This window comes from Streptomyces sp. CB02056, assembly GCF_001905545.1.
Taxonomy (GTDB): Bacteria; Actinomycetota; Actinomycetes; order Streptomycetales; family Streptomycetaceae; genus Kitasatospora.
On the sequence record NZ_LIPD01000013.1, the window covers coordinates 57,812 to 75,724 of the forward strand.

Below are 17,913 nucleotides of genomic sequence, written 5' to 3' on the forward strand. Positions count from 1 at the left end.
AGGCCATGCAGAGCAACACGCCCACCACCCCCGCCACCGACCACGAGACCGTCCGCGCACGCGAGATCGCCGGTGAGCAGCAGCACCTCGACACCGTCTACCACCGGTTGGAGGAGAAGCTCGCCGAGGCCGAGTACATCCTGGAGGACGCCGCCAAGCGGGTCCAGGTCGGCACCCCCGGCGCGCTCGCCGAACGCGACGCCCAGGTCTACCGGGCCGGCGCCCACCTCCAGCGTCTGAACAACGAGTTCGAGGACTTCCTGTTCGGCCGGATCGACCTCCAGCGGGCCGACGCCCCGGAGGAGCACGGCATCCCGTCGAACACCCCGCTCGACCCGGCCGACCCGGCCGTCGCCGAGACCCTCCACATCGGCCGACTGGGCGTGCTGGACGCCGAGTACGGCCCACTGGTGATCGACTGGCGCGCGCCCGCCGCCGCCCCCTTCTACCGCGCCACCCCGGTCGAACCGGGCCGGGTGATCCGCCGCCGGGTGATCCGCTCCAAGGGCCGCAAGGTGATCGGCGTCGAGGACGACCTGCTGCGCCCCGACCTCACCCCGACCCTGGACGGCGAGGAGCTGGCGGTGGTCGGCGACGGCGCGCTGATGGCCTCGCTGGGCCGCGCCCGCAGCCACTCGATGCGCGACATCGTCTCCTCCATCCAGAAGGAGCAGGACGAGGTGATCCGCGCCGCCGCCGCGGGCGCCACCCTGGTCACCGGCGGCCCCGGCACCGGCAAGACCGCCGTCGCCCTGCACCGCGCCGCCTACCTGCTCTACCAGGACCGCCGCCGCTACGCCGGGGGCATCCTGGTGGTCTCGCCGACCGCGCTGCTGGTCTCGTACACCGAGGGCGTGCTGCCCGCGCTGGGCGAGGAGGGCCAGGTCGCCATCCGGGCGGTCGGCTCGCTGGTGGACGGCATCGAGGCGGACACCTACGACACGCCCGAGGCGGCCCGGGTCAAGGGCTCGGCCCGGATGGTCCAGCTGCTGCGCCGGGCCGCCCGCGCGGCGCTGGAGCTGGGCGCGCCGCAGGAGCTCAAGGTGGTCGCCCGGGGCGAGGTGCTGAAGCTGGACGCCTCCCGGCTGAAGGCCGTGCGCGGCAACGTGGTGGGCTCCGGCGGCACCCCGCTGAACCTGCTGCGCCCGCGCGCCCGCAGGCTGCTGCTGGACGCCCTGTGGCAGCAGGCCACCAGGGACCTGCCGAAGCCCGCCGACCACTACGCCCGCGAGCAGCGCCAGGAGGAGAAGGAGTCCTTCGACGAGTACGTCTCGGACGAGGCGTCGTTCCTGGACTTCCTGGACGCCTGGTGGCCGGCGCTGACCCCGCGCCGGGTGCTCGCCACGCTGCGCCAGCACCGGCACACCAACCGGATCGCCCGCCGGGCCGTCACCCCGGACGAGGCCAGGCTGCTGGCGGCCTCCTGGCGCCACCTGTCCGGGCGGGGCGAGGGCGCGCTGTCCGCGCACGACGTCGCGCTGATCGACGAGCTCCAGGTGCTGCTCGGCGAGCCGGCCCGCCCGAAGGTCCGCGAGGTGGACGCGGTGGACCTGCTGAGCGGCCTGGACGAGGTCACCACCTTCGCCGACCGCAGCGCCCGCCAGCGCGACCGCCAGCCGGTCGAGCGCACGGAGTACGCGCACATCATCGTGGACGAGGCGCAGGACCTCACCCCGATGCAGTGGCGGATGATCGGCCGCCGGGCCCGGATGGCCACCTGGACGATCGTCGGGGACCCGGCGCAGTCCTCCTGGCCGTTCCCGCAGGAGGCCCAGGCCGCGCTGGACGAGGTGCTCTCCGGCAAGCCGCGCCGCCGCTTCACGCTGACCGTGAACTACCGCAACCCGGCCGAGATCGCCGAGGTGGCGGCCAAGGTGCTGGCGCTGGCCGCGCCGGGCACCCCGTCGCCGAGCGCGGTGCGCCACGTCGGCGTGGAGCCGCGCTTCGCGGCCACCACCGACCCCGCGCCGGAGGCCTTCGGCAAGGCCGCCCGGGCCGAGCTGGAGCGGCTGCTGGCCGAGGTGGACGGCACCGTGGCGCTCGTGGTGCCGATGGACCGCCGGGGCGAGGCGGCCGGCTGGGCCGAGGGCCTGGGCGGGCGCGTGGTGGTGCTGGGCAGCCTGGAGGCCAAGGGCTTGGAGTACGACGCGACCGTGGTGGCCGACCCGACCGGCATCGCCGGCGAGTCGGAGGCCGGCCTGCGGGTGCTGTACGTGGCGCTGACCCGCGCGACCCAGCGGCTGACCGTGCTCTCCGGTCCGGACGACCTGCCGGACGCGGCCGGCGTGCCCGCGCTGCTGCACGGCTGACGGACCCTACGGAAGAAGGCCCCTCACCGGGTGGTGAGGGGCCTTCAGACGTTTACGACACCGACCCGCCATGCTCGCCTCGCGGCAAGTGGTCCCTCGAAGGGACGAAGGTTGGGCCCGGGGGCTTGGATCGAGCCGGTGTCCCGTCCAATGTAACGCATCGGCCGGGAGAGGCAAGGAGCGAGCGGCGGGAGCCGGACGGCCATCGGGTGGGATTGTCGGGTCCGCACACTCAATGAACGTTATTTCTGGCTACCCCTTGGAAGGTGCGACGATCGACGTCTAGCATGCGCAGGCGATGCCTTCAACAAAATGTTGAGCCTGCGGGACAGACGGAAGAAGGAAGCGTCGATGGCGACGGTGCCCAGTGTCTCCAACTCGATCACGGTACGGCTGGAGGTCCCGGCCCGGGGCAACGCCGTCAGCGCGATCACCACGGCCGTGGAGTCCTCCGGCGGATCGGTGACCGGTCTCGACGTCACCGCCTCCGGGCTGGAGGCGCTGCGGATCGACGTCACGGTGGCGGCGGCCTCGGTCGCGCACGGCGAGGAGATCGTCGAGAAGCTGCGCACGATCGACGGCGTGTCGATCGGCAAGGTCTCGGACCGCACCTTCCTGATGCACCTCGGCGGCAAGATCGAGATGTCCTCCAAGCTGCCGATCCGCAACCGTGACGACCTCAGCATGATCTACACCCCGGGTGTCGCCCGGGTCTGCATGGCGATCGCGGAGAACCCCGAGGATGCCCGTCGCCTGACCATCAAGCGCAACAGCGTCGCCGTGGTCACCGACGGCTCCGCGGTGCTGGGCCTGGGCAACATCGGCCCGGAGGCCGCGCTGCCCGTCATGGAGGGCAAGGCGGCCCTGTTCAAGCGCTTCGCCGGGATCGACGCCTGGCCGATCTGCCTGGACACCCAGGACACCGACGAGATCGTCGCCATCGTCAAGGCGATCGCCCCGGGCTTCGCGGGGATCAACCTGGAGGACATCTCCGCGCCGCGCTGCTTCGAGATCGAGGCCCGGCTGCGCGAGGCCCTGGACATCCCGGTCTTCCACGACGACCAGCACGGCACCGCGATCGTGGTGCTGGCCGCCCTCACCAACGCGTTGAAGGTGGTCGGCAAGCGGATCGGCGACATCCGCGTGGTGATGTCGGGCGCCGGCGCCGCCGGCACCGCGATCCTCAAGCTGCTGATGGCGGCCGGCGTCGAGCACGCCACCGTGGCGGACGTGCACGGCGTGGTCCACCTGGGCCGCGGGGACCTCAACGAGAACCTGCGCTGGATCGCCGAGCACACCAACCGCTCGGGCCGCACCGGCAGCCTCAAGGAGGCCGTGGCGGGCGCCGACGTCTTCATCGGCGTCTCGGCCCCGAACGTCCTGGACGGCGACGACCTGGCCACCATGGCCGAGGACTCGATCGTCTTCGCGCTGGCCAACCCGGACCCGGAGGTCGACCCGGCCATCGCCCGGCAGACCGCCGCCGTGGTCGCCACCGGCCGCAGCGACTTCCCGAACCAGATCAACAACGTGTTGGTCTTCCCGGGTGTCTTCCGCGGCCTGCTGGACGCCCAGAGCCGCACCGTCAACACCGAGATGATGATCGCCGCCGCCCGTGCGCTGGCCACCACCGTGGCCGACGACGAGCTGAACGCGAACTACATCATCCCGAGCGTGTTCCACAAGGACGTGGCCAAGACCGTCGCCTCCGCGGTGCGCGAGGCGGCCCTGGCGGGGGCCCAGGAGGACCGCGCGCCGGCCCGTCCGACCCCCGGCATCGTGGGCACCCTCGACACCGCCGCGTTCCCCACCGTCAAGCTCTGACGGACGGCTCGGGCGACGTGTCGCAGATCGCTCAAATGTGCGAATAGCGGTCATACCCGCCCAGCTCGCCCCGAACCCTTGCGACACAAGGGCGAGGGGCGTGTTTGGGCTTGTCAGTCGTAGGGCGTACCGTAGCCCTGCACGGGGCAGGCGTGTCCGACAAGTACGGAACGTCCCCCTGGTCTTCCGGCGTGTCGTCCCGACCGCCGCCCGGGTCCGGTCCGCCGGAGCCGACGGAGCGTCACACCTCCGACGGGCGGGCGATGTTCGGGTGGCTCGGCCGGGGCCCGATTGGCTTTCTCGGGGCCGGTCGGGGCAGGATTCGTACCCAGGCGGGCGGGCGGGCCTTCGACGGCTCCGGCGCGCGGCATCGGGTACGGACCCGGCCTGCGACCACGCATTGCCTGCATGAGCACAGTGTGCGGACCTGCGGCCTATCCGGGTGCCCCCCGGTGGGAGCACCGATGGGCCCCCGCGCACCGCAAGCGAACAGACCACAGGAGTACACATGAACCGCAGTGAGCTGGTGGCCGCGCTGTCCGAGCGCGCCGAGGTGACCCGCAAGGACGCCGACGCCGTTCTGGCCGCCTTCGCCGAGATCGTCGGCGAGGTCGTCGCCAAGGGCGACGAGAAGGTCACCATTCCCGGTTTCCTGACCTTCGAGCGCACCCACCGCGCTGCCCGCACCGCCCGCAACCCGCAGACCGGCGAGCCGATCCAGATCGCCGCGGGTTACAGCGCCAAGGTGAGCGCCGGCTCCAAGCTGAAGGAAGCCGCCAAGGGCGCTGCCTGAGCCACCCCTTGAACGCCCGAGAGGCCGGGCTCCCCACTGGGGAGCCCGGCCTCTCGCCGTTGAGTGCTCGGACCGTCAGGCGTCGACCAGCTGCTCGCTGGGCAGCTCGACGTGGGCGCCCAGGTCGCGCAGCTTGTCCATGAAGTTCTCGTAGCCGCGGTTGATCAGGTCGATGCCGTGCACGGTCGAGGTGCCCTCGGCCGCCAGCGCCGCGATCAGGTACGAGAAGCCGCCGCGCAGGTCCGGGATGACCAGCTCGGAGCCGATCAGCTTGGACGGGCCGGAGACGACCGCGGAGTGCAGGAAGTTGCGGGCCCCGAAGCGGCACGGGGTGCCGCCCAGGCACTCGCGGTAGAGCTGGATGTGCGCGCCCATCTGGTTCAGCGCGCCGGTGAAGCCGAGCCGCGACTCGTACACCGTCTCGTGGACGATGGACAGGCCGGTGGCCTGGGTCAGCGCGACCACCAGCGGCTGCTGCCAGTCGGTCTGGAAGCCCGGGTGCACGTCGGTCTCCAGGGCGATCGCCTTGAGCTCGCCGCCCGGGTGCCAGAAGCGGATGCCCTCGTCGTCCACCTCGAAGGCGCCGCCGACCTTCCGGAAGGTGTTCAGGAAGGTCATCATCTCCAGCTGGCGGGCGCCGCGGACGTAGATGTCGCCCTTGGTCGCCAGCGCCGCGCAGGCCCAGGAGGCGGCCTCCAGGCGGTCCGGCAGCGCGCGGTGGTTGTAGCCGTTCAGCTCGTCCACACCGGTGATCAGGATCGTCCGGTCGGTGCCCAGGGTGATGATCGCGCCCATCTTCTGCAGCACGCAGATCAGGTCGACGATCTCCGGCTCGATGGCCGCGTTGCGCAGCTCGGTGACGCCCTCGGCGAGCACCGCCGTGAGCAGCACCTGCTCGGTCGCACCGACCGAGGGGTAGGGCAGCTCGATCTTGGTGCCGCGCAGCCGCTGCGGGGCCACCAGGTAGGTGCCCTGCGGGTGCTTCTCGATGCTGGCGCCGAACTGGCGCAGCACCTCGAAGTGGAAGTCGACGGGGCGGCCGCCGATGTCGCAGCCGCCCAGGCCGGGGATGAAGGCGTGGCCGAGGCGGTGCAGCAGCGGGCCGCAGAACAGGATCGGGATCCGCGAGGAGCCGGCGTGCGCGTCGATGTCCGCGACGTTGGCGCTCTCGACGTGCGAGGGGTCGAGGATCAGCTCGCCGTCCTCGTCACCGGTGCGCACGGTCACGCCGTGCAGCTGCAGCAGGCCGCGGACCACCTTGACGTCGCGGATGTCCGGGACGTTGCGCAGTCTGCTGGGGCCCTGCCCGAGGAGGGCGGCGACCATGGCCTTGGGCACCAGGTTCTTCGCTCCGCGGACGCGGATCTCGCCTTCGAGCGGGTTTCCGCCGTGGACCAGCAGGACGTCGTCGGTCATCGTTCTCGCAATCCGGGGTGCCAGAGGAGTCGGGGGGAGGGCTCCGGGAGAGAGCCGGTGGTGGACCGGTCGTACGGGCGCGTTCGGGCCCCCGGCGAAACCGAGTCGGCACCGTATAAAGGCGTCCACCAGACGTAGATGGTAGTAGGCGTGCCGTTGGTTCCCGTGAGCCTCTCCCGTGATGGTGCTCTCTCCGGGCCCGGGCCCGCCCCCCGGTACGGCCGTACGGGTGTTCGTGGGCGTGGCCGTTTCCGGGCGTTGCGGTGTCCGAGCGGTGCGGTTCTGCGGGATCATGTGGGCATGACGGCGGCCCATTCGCACGGAGGCCGGTCCCACACCGGCCGTCTGCTCGTCGCGACGCCCCTGCTCACCGACCCGAACTTCGCGCGGGCGGTGGTGCTGCTCCTCGACCACGACGTCGAGGGGGCGCTCGGCGTGGTCCTGAACCGGCCGACGCCGGTCGAGGTGGGCAGTGTGCTGGACGGCTGGAACAGACTCGTCGGACAGCCGGCCGTGGTGTTCCAGGGCGGCCCGGTGGCGCTGGACTCGGCGCTCGGCCTCGCGGTGGCGCCGGGGGAGCCGGGCACCGGCGAGCCGCTCGGCTGGCGCCGGGTGCACGGCGCGATCGGCCTGGTGGACCTGGAGGCGCCGCCCGAGGTGCTGGCCGGCGAACTGGGCAGCCTGCGGATCTTCGCCGGGTACGCCGGGTGGTCGCCGGGGCAGCTGGAGGCGGAGCTGGAGAGCGGCGCCTGGTACCTGGTGGACTGCGAGCCGGGGGACGTCTCCAGCCCCGAGCCGGAGCGGCTGTGGCGCTCGGTGCTGCGCCGCCAGCGCGGCCCGCTCGCCCTGCTGGCGACCTACCCGGACGACCCGACGATGAACTGAGCCGACCGGCCCGGAGCCGCGACACTGGCCGGGTTTCCGGAGGCGCCCATAGACTTGGCACCCATGAGCACTCTTGAGCCCGAGCGCGGCCTCGGCACCGGCACCCTGGTCGAGCCCGTCCCGCAGGTGTCCCACGGGGACGGCGACCACGAGCGCTTCGCGCACTACGTCCAGAAGGACAAGATCATGGAGAGCGCGCTCTCGGGGTCCCCCGTGGTGGCGCTCTGCGGCAAGGTGTGGGTGCCCGGCCGCGACCCGAAGAAGTACCCGGTCTGCCCGATGTGCAAGGAGATCTACGACGGCATCGGCAAGCCGCAGGGCGGCGACGGCGACAAGAAGTAGTCCGCGGCGCCCCGCACAACGCCGTTTTGCATAGCACCAGGGTTCCCCTGGTGGTCTATGCCAATCGCCGGGGCGTGGGCAGGATGTCGGAATGGACCTCATTCCCGCACCTTCGAGTGCCGCCCGCCGCCCGGACGAGGACTATCCGCTCGACGCCGCCACCACGCTGACCGCACCCCCCGCGCTGGCCGACGCCGAGCGCTGGCTGCGGGCCACGCTGTCCGCCGCCACCGGGCTGCCGCTCGGCCCGGGCCGGCCAGGCGCGGGCATCGAGCTGGTCCAGGACGGGACGCTCGCCGCCGAGGCGTACCGGATCACGGTGCGCCCCGGCCACGCCCTGCTCGCCGCGGGCGGCCCGGCCGGCGCGCTGTGGGGCGCGCAGACCCTGCGGCAGCTGCTCGGGCCGGACGCCTACCGCCGCTCGCCGCTGCGCCACGAGGGCTGGGTGCTGCCCGGCGCCGACATCGAGGACGCCCCCCGGTTCGGCTGGCGCGGCGCGCTGCTCGACGTCGCCCGGCACTTCCTGCCCAAGGCGGACGTGCTGCGCTTCGTCGACCTGCTGGCCGCGCACAAGCTCAACGTGCTGCACCTGCACCTGACCGACGACCAGGGGTGGCGGGTCGAGATCAAGCGCTACCCGAGGCTGACCGCGCGCGGTTCCTGGCGGGACCGCTCGATGGTCGGGTACCGGGCCGGACAGCGCCGCGACGACCGCCCGCACGGCGGCTTCTACACCCAGGACGACCTGCGCGAGATCGTCGCCTACGCGGCCGCCCGCGGGATCACCGTCGTCCCGGAGATCGACCTGCCCGGCCACACCCAGGCCGCCGTCGCGGCCTACCCCGAACTGGGCAACACCGACGTGGTGGACACCGCCGCGCTCGGGGTGTGGACCGACTGGGGGGTGAGCCACAACGTGCTCAACGCCTCCGAGGAGACCCTGCGCTTCTTCGAGGGCGTGCTGGAGGAGGTCCTGGAGCTCTTCCCGTCCGAGTTCGTCCACCTCGGCGGCGACGAGTGCCCCAAGGAGCAGTGGAAGGACAGCGCCGCCGCGCAGGCGCGGATCCGCGAGCTGGGCCTGGCCAACGAGGACGAACTGCAGAGCCACCTGATCCGGCACTTCGACCGCTGGCTGGCCGAGCGCGGCCGCCGGCTGATCGGCTGGGACGAGATCCTGGAGGGCGGGCTCGCGCCCGGCGCCGCGGTCTCCTCCTGGCGCGGCTTCGGCGGCGGGATCGCCGCCGCGAAGGCCGGGCACGACGTGGTGATGTGCCCCGAGCAGCACGTCTACTTCGACCACCGGCAGGCGGACGGGCCGGACGAGCCGATCCCGGTCGGCTTCGTGCGCACGCTGGAGGACGTCTACCGGTTCGAGCCCGTCCCGAAGCAGCTGGACGAGGCCGCCGCCCGGCACGTGATCGGCACCCAGGCCAACCTGTGGAGCGAGTTCATGGACAGCGCCCGGGACATCGACTACCGGGCCTTCCCCCGGCTGGTCGCCTTCGCCGAGGTCGCCTGGTCCGCGCTGCCCGCCGAGCCGGCCGAGCGGGACTTCGCCGGTTTCGAGCGGCGGCTGACGACCCACCTGAAGGCGCTGGACGCGCTCGGCGTCGAGTACCGCCCGGCCGACGGGCCGCACCCGTGGCAGCGCTGGCCCGCGCCGGCCGGCCGGCCGATCGAGGGCCCGCCGCCGGTCCGTTAGGGCGTGTCCCGGGGGCCCTTTCCGGGGCCGCCGGGACCCCCGTGACACGCCCCGGTCGTGCTGACCGGGAACTTCTGAGCGGTCATCGGACGTCAAGAACTGATGAACATCTGCCCTGGCCCGGAGCGGGTCGGGGCAGATACCGCCCGGTATCGGTCCCAATCGGGCAGCCCCGTTCACCGGCCCCGAAATGATCATCGAGCATTGTGTGCCAGAGTTGCCCAACCCGGCCCGATCGCCCGTACCCTACGGGCCAGGCCGGGCTGCTGACGCAGGACGGCACGGCCGCAGGCCGGCGGGCGGCAGGCGATCGATGAGCAAGTGGAGCACGGTGGGACCCAGGTGAACCGGACGATCATGCTGCCGGCCTCCCTCGACGAGGCCGTCGACGCGCTGGCCGCCGCTCCGGCCGCGGTACCGGTGGCCGGAGCCACCGACCTGATGGAGGCCGTCAACGCCGGCCGCTTGCGCCCCGCCGCCCTGGTCGGCCTCGGCCGGATCACCGAACTGCGGGGCTGGCGCTACGAGGACGGCGGCACCGCCGTCCTCGGCGCCGGACTCACCCACGCCCGGATGGACCGCCCCGACTTCGCCGCGCTCATCCCCGCGCTCGCCGACGCCGCCCGCACCGCCGGCCCGCCGCAGGTCCGCAACGTCGGCACCCTCGGCGGGAACATCGTCACCGCCGCCCCGGCCGGCGACACCCTCCCGGTGCTCACCGCGCTGGAGGCCGGCGTCACCCTGACCCGGGCCGGGGGCACCCGCGAGGTGCCGGTCAGTCACCTGCTCACCGGACTCGACCCGGTGCGCCCCGGCGAACTGCTCACCTGGGTGCGCGTCCCGCTGCTGCACGCCCCGCAGGTCTTCCTCAAGGCCACCGGCCGCAGCGGCCCGGCCCGCGCCACCGCCTCCGTCGCCCTCGTCCTCGACCCGGCCAGGCGCTCGGTGCGCTGCGCCGTCGGGGCCGTCGCGCCGGTGCCGCTGCGCCCGCTGGAGGCCGAGGCCTGGGTCGCCGGCTGCATCGACTGGGACGGCAGCCGGGAGATCGACCCGGCCGCGACCGCCGCCTTCGGCGAGTACGTGGCCGCCGCCTGCGTCCCCGACGACTACGGCGCCGAGGGCGCCTGGGAGGCCGTGACCGAGGGGCCGACAGCGGCCGCCGTTCGGCTGCGGCGTACCGTATCGGTGCTGGCCCGACGGGCGCTGGGAAGGGTGCTGAAGTGACCACAGACCCCATCGAGACCCTCGACGCCGACCCGCTCGGCCTCTCCCCGCAGGTCAGCCGCGAGCTGCGCCCGTGCGCCTCGTACACGCTGCGGGTCAACGGTTTCGAACGGCCCGTCACCGACGCCTGGATCGGCGAGAGCCTGCTCTACGTGCTGCGCGAGCGGCTCGGCCTGGCCGGCGCCAAGGACGGCTGCGAGCAGGGCGAGTGCGGGGCCTGCTCGGTGCAGGTGGACGGCCAGCTGGTGGCCGGCTGCCTGGTGCCCGCCGCGCTGGCCGCCGACAGCGAGATCAACACCGTCGAGGGCCTGTCGGCCGCCGGCGGTGCGAGCGCCGTCCAGCAGGCGCTGGCCGCCTCCGGCGCCGTCCAGTGCGGCTACTGCACCCCCGGCATGGCGATGGCGGTGCACGACCTGCTCCAACGCAACCACCGGCCCACCGAGGTGGAGGCCCGTCAGGCCCTGTGCGGCAACCTCTGCCGCTGCACCGGCTACCGGGGCGTGCTGGCCGCCGTCCAGACCGTCGCGGACGCCCGCGCGCTGGAGGCCGAGCAGGCGGAGGAGGCCGCCGAGGCCGCCGCCGCGCAGGCCGCCGCCGAGGCGCCGGCCGAGCCGGTCGCCGAGCCGGTCGCCGAGCCGCCCGCCGCACGGCCGGCGGAGGCGCCGATCGAGCCCGGGCAGGCCGTCGAGCCGCCGGTCTACGCCGACGCCGGGGACTGGATCGAGCACGTCCCGCAGCAGGCCGTCGAGCAGCAGCCCGTCCCGCAGCAGCCCGTCCCGCAGCAGCCCGTCGAGCAGCACGCCGTCCCGCAGCACGCCGTCGGGCAGCCGGGCGTCGGGCCGGCCCCGGCCGGAGTGCCGTACGGCGACCCCCAGGGCGGCTACGACACCGGCGTGTACGACACCACCGTGCTGGCCCCGATCCGGGACGCCATCCCCGCCCAGGCCGCCGACGAGCAGGTGTACTACCCGCCGCAGGGCTACCCCGAGCAGCCCTACCAGGCCACCCCCGCGCACGGCACCTACCTGCCCTACCCGGACGGCCACCAGCAGCAGAACGGCTACGACACCGGGTACGACGCCCCGGTCTACGAGCCCACCCCGGCGCACGGCACCCCGCTGCCCGGCGCCGGCTACGACGGCACGCCGCCGCACGGCACGCCCGCGCACGGCACCCCGCTGCCCGGCACCGGCTACGACGGCACGCCGCCGCACGGCACGCCCGCGCACGGCACCCCGCTGCCCGGCACCGTTTACGACGGCACGCCGCCGCACGGCACCCCGTACCCCGCTCCGCACCCGCACGGTGCCCCGGCCGAGGGCGGCGCCCCGGCCGGTGTCCCGTACGGGGCCACCCCCGCCCACGGCATCCGGCTCCCCGAGGACGACCACGCATCATGACGTCGCCTACCGACATCGGCGCAGCACTCCAGCAGGACGGCGGCGAGGGCGGCGCACCGGAGCCGATCGGCCTGGGCAGCTCCCCGCTGCGCGGCGACGCGCTGCCGAAGGCGCTCGGCATCTACCCGTACGCGGCCGACCTCTGGGCCGAGGGCCTGCTGTGGGGCGCGGTGCTGCGCTCGCCGCACCCGCACGCCCGGATCCGCGGCATCGACACCTCGGCCGCGCTGGCGCTGCCCGGGGTGCACGCCGTGGTCACCGCCGCCGACCTGCCGCCCGGCCCGGACGGCACCCCCGACGGCGCCCCGGCCGGGCCGATCGTCTCCGACCGGCCGGTGCTGGCCGCCGGCGTGGTGCGCCACCACGGCGAGCCGATCGCCGCGGTGGCCGCCGACCACCCGGACACCGCCCGGCTGGCGGTCGGCCTGATCGCGGTCGACTACGAGCCGCTGGAGGCCGTCACCGACCCGGAGCAGTCCTTCACCGCGCCGCCGCTGCACCCGGACGGCAACCTGTTCCGCCACCTGCCGCTGCGCACCGGCGACCCGGACGCGGTCGGCGAGATCATCGTCGAGGGCCTCTACCAGGTCGGCCGGCAGGACCCGGCCCCGCTGGGCGCCGAGGCCGGGCTGGCCGTGCCGCGCCCGGACGGCGGCGTCGAACTGCACCTGTCCTCCACCGACCCGCACGGTGACCGCGACCGCACCGCCGCCTGCCTCGGCCTGGAGCCGGACCGGGTCCGGCTGGTGGCCACCGGTGTGCCCGGCGCCACCACCGACCGCGAGGACCTCTCGTTCCAGGTCACCCTGGCCCTGCTGGCGCTGCGCACCGGCCGCCCGGTGAAGATGACGCTCACCCGCGAGGAGTCCTTCCACACCCACACCTCGCGCCACCCCGCGCTGCTGCGCTACCGCCACCACGCCGACGCCGAGGGCACGCTGGTGAAGGTCGAGGCGCAGATCCTGCTGGACGGCGGCGCCTACGCGGACGTCTCCGCCGAGGCGCTGGCCGCCGCGACGGCCTTCTCGGCCGGTCCGTACGTCTGCCCGAACGTCTTCGTGGACGCCTGGGCGGTGCGCACCAACAACCCGCCGGCCGGCCGGATGCGCGGCGAGGGCGCCCTGCAGGCCTGCTTCGCGTACGAGTCCCAGCTGGACCAGCTGGCCGCCCGGATCGGCGTGGACCCGGTGGAGATCCGCCGCCGCAACGCGATGTCCACCGGCGACCCGCTGCCCACCGGACAGGCCGTCACCTGCCCGGCGCCGGTGCGCGCCCTGCTGGACGCGGTCGCGGCCGAGCCGCTGCCGGCCCTGCCGGTGGACGACCCGGACGCCGAGTGGCTGCTGCCCGGCGGGCCCGGCGGCGCGGGCGACCCGGCGGCGGTGCGGCGCGGCATCGGCTACGCCGTCGGCATGGTGCACATGCTGGGCGCCGAGGGCGAGGACGAGGTCTCCACCGCGACGGTGCGGGTCAGCGGCGACCACGCGACGGTGATCTGCGCGGCGGTCGACGCCGGGCAGGGCTTCGCCACGCTGGCCCGGCAGATCGTGCAGACCGTGCTGGGCGTCAGCGAGGTCTACATCGCGCCGGCCGACAGCGACCAGTCGATCGCCGGGCCGTCCGCCCGCGGCCGGCACACCTGGGTCTCCGGCGGCGCCGTCGAGCGGGCCGCGCTGATGGTCCGCCACCAGCTGCTGCAGCCGATCGCGGCGAACTTCGGGATGTCGGCGGAGCTGCTCCAGATCGCCGACGGCAAGATCACCTCGTACGACGGGGTGCTCGGCATGCCGGTCGCCGAGGCGCTGGAGGGCAAGGAGCTGTGGGCGACCGCGCAGTGCCGCCCGCACCCCACCGAGCCGCTGGACGAGTCCGGGCAGGGCGACGCCTTCGTCTCTATCTCGTTCTGCGCGATGCGCGCGGTGGTGGACGTGGACATCGAGCTGGGCGCCGTCCGGGTGGTCGAGATGACCGTCGCCCAGGACGTCGGCCGGGCGCTGAACCCGCGCCAGATCGAGGACCGGATCGAGGCGGGGGTGGCCCAGGGCGTCGGTCTGGCGCTGCTGGAGGACCTGCGGACGGAGGGCGGGGTGCTGCAGAACCCCTCGCTCACGGGCTACCGGCTGCCCACCGCGCTGGACACCCCGGAGGTGCGGATCGCCGCGCTGCTGGAGGAGCGCGACGTGGTGGCCCCGTTCGGCGCGAAGGCGGTCGGCGCCGTCCCCGCGGTGGTCGCCCCGGCGGCCGTCGCCGCGGCCGTGCGCGCCGCCACCGGCCTGCCGGTCGGCCGGCTGCCGATCCGGGCGGAGGACGCCGTCACCGCCTGACCGGACGGTTCGGAAAGGCGACGGAAAGCGGTGCAAACAGCGGAAAGGAATTGCCGGCCGACTTTTCCGGGTCGACCGGCAATTCCTTTCTCCACGAGGCCATGGCGGGGATCGAACCCGCGTGTACCGCTTTGCAGACGGTTCCCTAAGCCACTCGGGCACACGGCCAGTGAATTCATAGTGGCCGATCCGGGGAGAGCGGTCAACGCTCCTTTGTAAATTCTGTATGGCAGTGTGTGCTACCGTCGGAGACCGGTGGCGGCATTTCCGCCACCCCGGACGAGCGCGTCGTACCCGGTGACGACAAGACGGCGCAGTTCAGCGGCAATCCGGCCGCTGTGGACTGCGGAGGCACCACCGTCATGGCCTGGCTCGTTCTGATCCTCTCGGGTTTCCTCGAAACCGTCTGGGCGGTCGCCCTGGAATCGTCCAAGGGCTTCACCCGCCTCGTTCCCAGCCTCGTCTTCGGCGTGGCCCTGCTGTTCAGCATGGGCGGGCTGGCGTACGCGATGCGCACCATTCCGATCGGCACCGGTTACGCGGTCTGGGTCGGCATCGGCGCGGTCGGCACCGCGGTCTACGGCATGGCCGTCCTGGGGGACGCGGTGACCATGGCCAGGATCGGCTGCCTGCTGCTGATCGTCTCTGGCGTGGTGGGCCTCAAGGTGCTGCACTGAGCCCCGGCGGGCCCGCGGCGTAGGTCCCGGGGCGGAGTCGATCACCGACCGGGGTCAGGGGTCATCGGGGCAGACGGCTCTTACGATGTTACGTATGACCACTGCCTCCCCCACCTCGGTCGACCCTGTTCCGATACCCCTCGACGACGACCCCGGTGGCGGGGTGCTCGGCGGCCGCTACCGCGCGCTGACCCTGGGGATCGTCTCGGTGGTCCTGGTGATCGCCTTCGAGGCGACGGCCGTCAACACCGCGATGCCGACCGCGGCCCGCCAGCTGAACGGGCTCGGGCTGTACGCCTTCGCCTTCTCCGGCTACTTCACCACCACCCTGTTCGCCCTGGTCGTCTCCGGCCAGTGGTGCGACCGGAGCGGCCCGCTGAGGCCGCTGTTCAGCGGCATCGCGGTGTTCGGCGTGGGGCTGGTGGTGGCCGGGACGGCGCCCGGGATGTGGGTGTTCGTGGCCGGCCGGGCGATCCAGGGCCTGGGCGGCGGGCTGGTGATCGTCGCGCTGTACGTGGTCGTCGGCCGGGCCTACCCGGAGCGGCTGCGGCCCGCGGTGTTCGCGGCCTTCTCCTCCGCCTGGGTGCTGCCCTCGATCATCGGCCCGCTGGTCTCCGGGGCCGTCACCCAGCACCTGGGCTGGCGCTGGGTGTTCCTGGCCGTGCCGGCGCTGATCCTGCTGCCGCTGGCCGTGATGGGCCCGGCGCTGGCCCGCTCGGAGCGGGAGCGCCCGGTGGTCCGGGGCGCGGCCTTCGACCGCCGTCGCACCCTGCTGGCCGCGATGGCGGCGGTCGGCGCCGGCCTGCTGCAGTACGCGGGCCAGCGGCGCGACCTGATCGGGCTGCTCCCGGGGATCGCCGGGGCGGCGCTGCTGGTGCCGGCCGTCCTGGGGCTGCTGCCGACCGGGACCCTGCGGGCCGGGCGGGGGCTGCCGGCGGTGATCCTGCTGCGCGGGATGGCGGCCGGGGCGTTCCTCGGCGCCGAGGCCTTCGTCCCGCTGATGATGACCACCCAGCGGGACCTCTCGCCGACGCTGGCCGGCCTGACCCTGACCAGCGGCGGCCTCACCTGGGCGGTCGGCTCCTGGCTCCAGGGCCGGCCCGGGGCGGAGCGCTACCGCGAGGCGATGATCCGGGGCGGCCTGGTGCTGACCGCGGTGGCGATCGGGGGCGCCGCGCTGGTGCTGTTCCCGGCGGTGCCGGCCTGGGTCGCGTCGGTGGCCTGGGGCGTCGGCGGCATCGGGATGGGGATGGCGATCGCGAGCGTCAGCGTGCTGATGATGAAGCTCTCCACGCCGGAGGACGCCGGGGCCAACTCGGCCGCCCTGCAGATGAGCGACGCGCTGGGCAACGTGCTGCTGACCGGGATGGCCGGGGTGCTGTTCGCGGCGCTGGGCGGCGGCTCGCTCGCCGCCGCCCACGAGGGCGGCGGGGCGGCCGGCTCGCCCGGCGCCTTCGCGGTGATCCTGCTGTCGATGGCCGGGGTGGCGCTGCTCGGCGCGCTGCTGGCCGGCCGGGTGCGGGCGAAGGCCTGACGGTCAGGACCCGGCGGGGGCTCCGGCCCCCGCCGGGGCGCCGAGGAAGGCCTCCCAGCCGCCGGCCGGCGCCTGGCCCGGGGCGAGGGTCTGGAGCTTGCGCAGCACCGCCGGGTCCTGGGCGTCCAGCCAGTCGACCAGCTGCCGGAAGGAGACCAGCCGGACCTCCGGCTTGCCCGCGATGGTCCGGAGGACGTCCTCGACGGCGTTCATGTAGATGCCGCCGTTCCACTCCTCGAAGTGGTTGCCGATGACGTACGGCGCCCGGTTGCCGTTGTAGGTGCGGTCGAAGCCCATCAGGTAGGCGTCGCGGGCCTGGGTCTGGAAGCCGGGGTGGAGCGCCGGGTCGGCCTTGGTGTTGGGGCCGCACTGGTTGTACATGATGTTGTAGTCCATCGAGAGCACCTGGAAGGTGTGCCCGGGGAACGGGATGGACTGCAGCGGGAGGTCCCACAGGGCGCCGCCCTGGATCTTCTGCGGCCACACCTGGGTGCCGTTGCCGCTGCTGTCGTAGCGCCAGCCGCGCTTGACCGCGGTGGGCAGCAGGTTGCGCTGGCCCTCCAGACAGGGGGTGCGGCTGCCGATCAGCTCCTTGCGGTAGTCGAAGGGCAGCGCCGGCAGGTCGGTGAAGCCGGTGTTGGTGCGCCAGTTCGTCACGAAGTCCATCGCCTGCTGGATCTCGCTGTCCCACTCCTCGGGGGACCACTTGCCGACGCCGGTGGAGCCGCAGAAGTGGCCGTTGAAGTGGGTCCCGATCTCGTGGCCCTCCAGCCAGGCCGCGTGCACGTTCTCCAGGGTGTCGCGGATGTGCTGGTCGCTCAGGTAGCCGATGTCGGAGGCGCCGGCCCTGTGCTGCGGCGGGCGGTAGAGGTCCTTCTTGGACTCCGGCAGCAGGTAGAGGCCGCTGAGGAAGAAGGTCATCTTCGCGTCGTGCTCCTGCGCCAGCCGGCGGAAGCGGGCGAACAGGCCGTTGTCGAGCTCGCCGGCGCCGTCCCAGGAGAAGACCACGAACTGCGGCGGGCGCTGGCCGGGCTGCAGCCGGTCGGGGACCGGCTGGTGCGGCTGGGCGCCGGTGTCCGAGGTGGAGCCGTCGCCGATCAGGACGGCCTGCGGCTTGGGGGCCGGGGCCGGGGCGGGGGTGTCGCCCCGCTCGTCGGCCGCGCCGGTGGCCGGGACGACGGCTCCGGGCACCCGCACTCCGCCGGTGGCGTGGTCGCTGCCGCAGCCGGCCGCCAGGGTGGCGGCGGTGGCGGCGCCCGCCGCCAGCAGGGTGCGGCGTGAGAGGGCTTCCATGGTCACTCCGTTCGTGGGGCGGTGGGGCGGCGTGCGGGAGTGCGGAGTCCGGTCGGACAAGTGGGTGATACAACCCGTGGCCGGGTCAGCATGGCACGGGGGCGGGGCCGGTCGGAGAGGCGCAGCGCGTCGTCCGGAGCGATCGCCCGAACGCCGCAACCGATCGGGTCCGTAGAACCGTCGGTAGCTC

12 protein-coding genes, 1 tRNA gene, 1 pseudogene and 1 riboswitch are annotated in these 17,913 nt (G+C 73.7%); of the genes and pseudogenes, 11 read left to right on the top strand and 3 right to left on the bottom strand.

The features are described from left to right. Positions 1-5: 5 nt before the first annotated feature. The 3 genes from AMK13_RS30805 to AMK13_RS30815 all read left to right on the top strand — a co-directional run bounded on the left by AMK13_RS30805 (position 6) and on the right by AMK13_RS30815 (position 4,926). Complete coding sequence (locus AMK13_RS30805; protein ID WP_049653441.1) at positions 6-2,309, top strand: HelD family protein; 2,304 nt, start codon at positions 6-8, stop codon at positions 2,307-2,309. Positions 2,310-2,660: 351 nt separating this feature from the next. Next, positions 2,661-4,133 carry an NAD-dependent malic enzyme gene (locus AMK13_RS30810; RefSeq protein ID WP_049653443.1) on the top strand — a complete coding sequence of 491 codons (1,473 nt, stop codon included), beginning with the start codon at positions 2,661-2,663 and terminating at the stop codon, positions 4,131-4,133. A gap of 508 nt (positions 4,134-4,641) precedes the next feature. Then, on the top strand, positions 4,642-4,926 hold the full coding sequence (locus AMK13_RS30815; RefSeq protein WP_030242980.1) for an HU family DNA-binding protein: 285 nt from the start codon (positions 4,642-4,644) through the stop codon (positions 4,924-4,926). A 75-nt stretch (positions 4,927-5,001) separates the two neighbouring features. Here the strand turns inward: AMK13_RS30815 and murA are convergent, their stop codons facing one another. Further along, on the bottom strand, positions 5,002-6,342 hold the full coding sequence (gene murA / locus AMK13_RS30820) for a UDP-N-acetylglucosamine 1-carboxyvinyltransferase (RefSeq protein WP_049653446.1): 1,341 nt from the start codon (positions 6,340-6,342) through the stop codon (positions 5,002-5,004). A gap of 300 nt (positions 6,343-6,642) precedes the next feature. Here murA and AMK13_RS30825 point away from each other — a divergent pair, with 300 nt between their 5' ends. The 6 genes and pseudogenes from AMK13_RS30825 to AMK13_RS30850 all read left to right on the top strand — a co-directional run bounded on the left by AMK13_RS30825 (position 6,643) and on the right by AMK13_RS30850 (position 14,219). Next, complete coding sequence (locus tag AMK13_RS30825; protein WP_049653449.1) at positions 6,643-7,227, top strand: YqgE/AlgH family protein; 585 nt, start codon at positions 6,643-6,645, stop codon at positions 7,225-7,227. Between the two features lie 63 nt (positions 7,228-7,290). Further along, positions 7,291-7,569: a DUF3039 domain-containing protein gene (locus AMK13_RS30830; RefSeq protein ID WP_049653451.1), complete on the top strand. Its 279-nt coding sequence runs from the start codon at positions 7,291-7,293 to the stop codon at positions 7,567-7,569. 91 nt (positions 7,570-7,660) lie between these two features. Continuing rightward, a complete protein-coding gene (locus AMK13_RS30835; protein WP_074005025.1) occupies positions 7,661-9,271 on the top strand; it encodes a beta-N-acetylhexosaminidase in 1,611 nt (536 codons plus the stop codon). 357 nt (positions 9,272-9,628) lie between these two features. Continuing rightward, positions 9,629-10,495: an FAD binding domain-containing protein gene (locus AMK13_RS42375; protein WP_049659370.1), complete on the top strand. Its 867-nt coding sequence runs from the start codon at positions 9,629-9,631 to the stop codon at positions 10,493-10,495. A 71-nt stretch (positions 10,496-10,566) separates the two neighbouring features. After that, positions 10,567-11,023: pseudogene (locus AMK13_RS42380) on the top strand ((2Fe-2S)-binding protein); the annotation flags it as partial. 868 nt (positions 11,024-11,891) lie between these two features. After that, positions 11,892-14,219: a xanthine dehydrogenase family protein molybdopterin-binding subunit gene (locus tag AMK13_RS30850; RefSeq protein ID WP_079272634.1), complete on the top strand. Its 2,328-nt coding sequence runs from the start codon at positions 11,892-11,894 to the stop codon at positions 14,217-14,219. Between the two features lie 96 nt (positions 14,220-14,315). Here AMK13_RS30850 and AMK13_RS30855 read toward each other — a convergent pair. Next, positions 14,316-14,387: transfer RNA gene (locus AMK13_RS30855), tRNA-Cys, on the bottom strand. Between the two features lie 84 nt (positions 14,388-14,471). Continuing rightward, a riboswitch (guanidine-III (ykkC-III) riboswitch) is annotated at positions 14,472-14,537 on the top strand. A gap of 44 nt (positions 14,538-14,581) precedes the next feature. Here AMK13_RS30855 and AMK13_RS30860 point away from each other — a divergent pair. After that, positions 14,582-14,896 (top strand): DMT family transporter, encoded by a 315-nt coding sequence (locus AMK13_RS30860; protein WP_049656934.1) that lies wholly within the window; start codon positions 14,582-14,584, stop codon positions 14,894-14,896. A gap of 94 nt (positions 14,897-14,990) precedes the next feature. After that, on the top strand, positions 14,991-16,430 hold the full coding sequence (locus AMK13_RS30865; RefSeq protein WP_074005027.1) for an MFS transporter: 1,440 nt from the start codon (positions 14,991-14,993) through the stop codon (positions 16,428-16,430). Between the two features lie 3 nt (positions 16,431-16,433). Here the strand turns inward: AMK13_RS30865 and AMK13_RS30870 are convergent, their stop codons facing one another. Beyond that, complete coding sequence (locus AMK13_RS30870) at positions 16,434-17,723, bottom strand: hypothetical protein (protein WP_198959474.1); 1,290 nt, start codon at positions 17,721-17,723, stop codon at positions 16,434-16,436. Between the last annotated feature and the right edge of the window lie 190 nt (positions 17,724-17,913).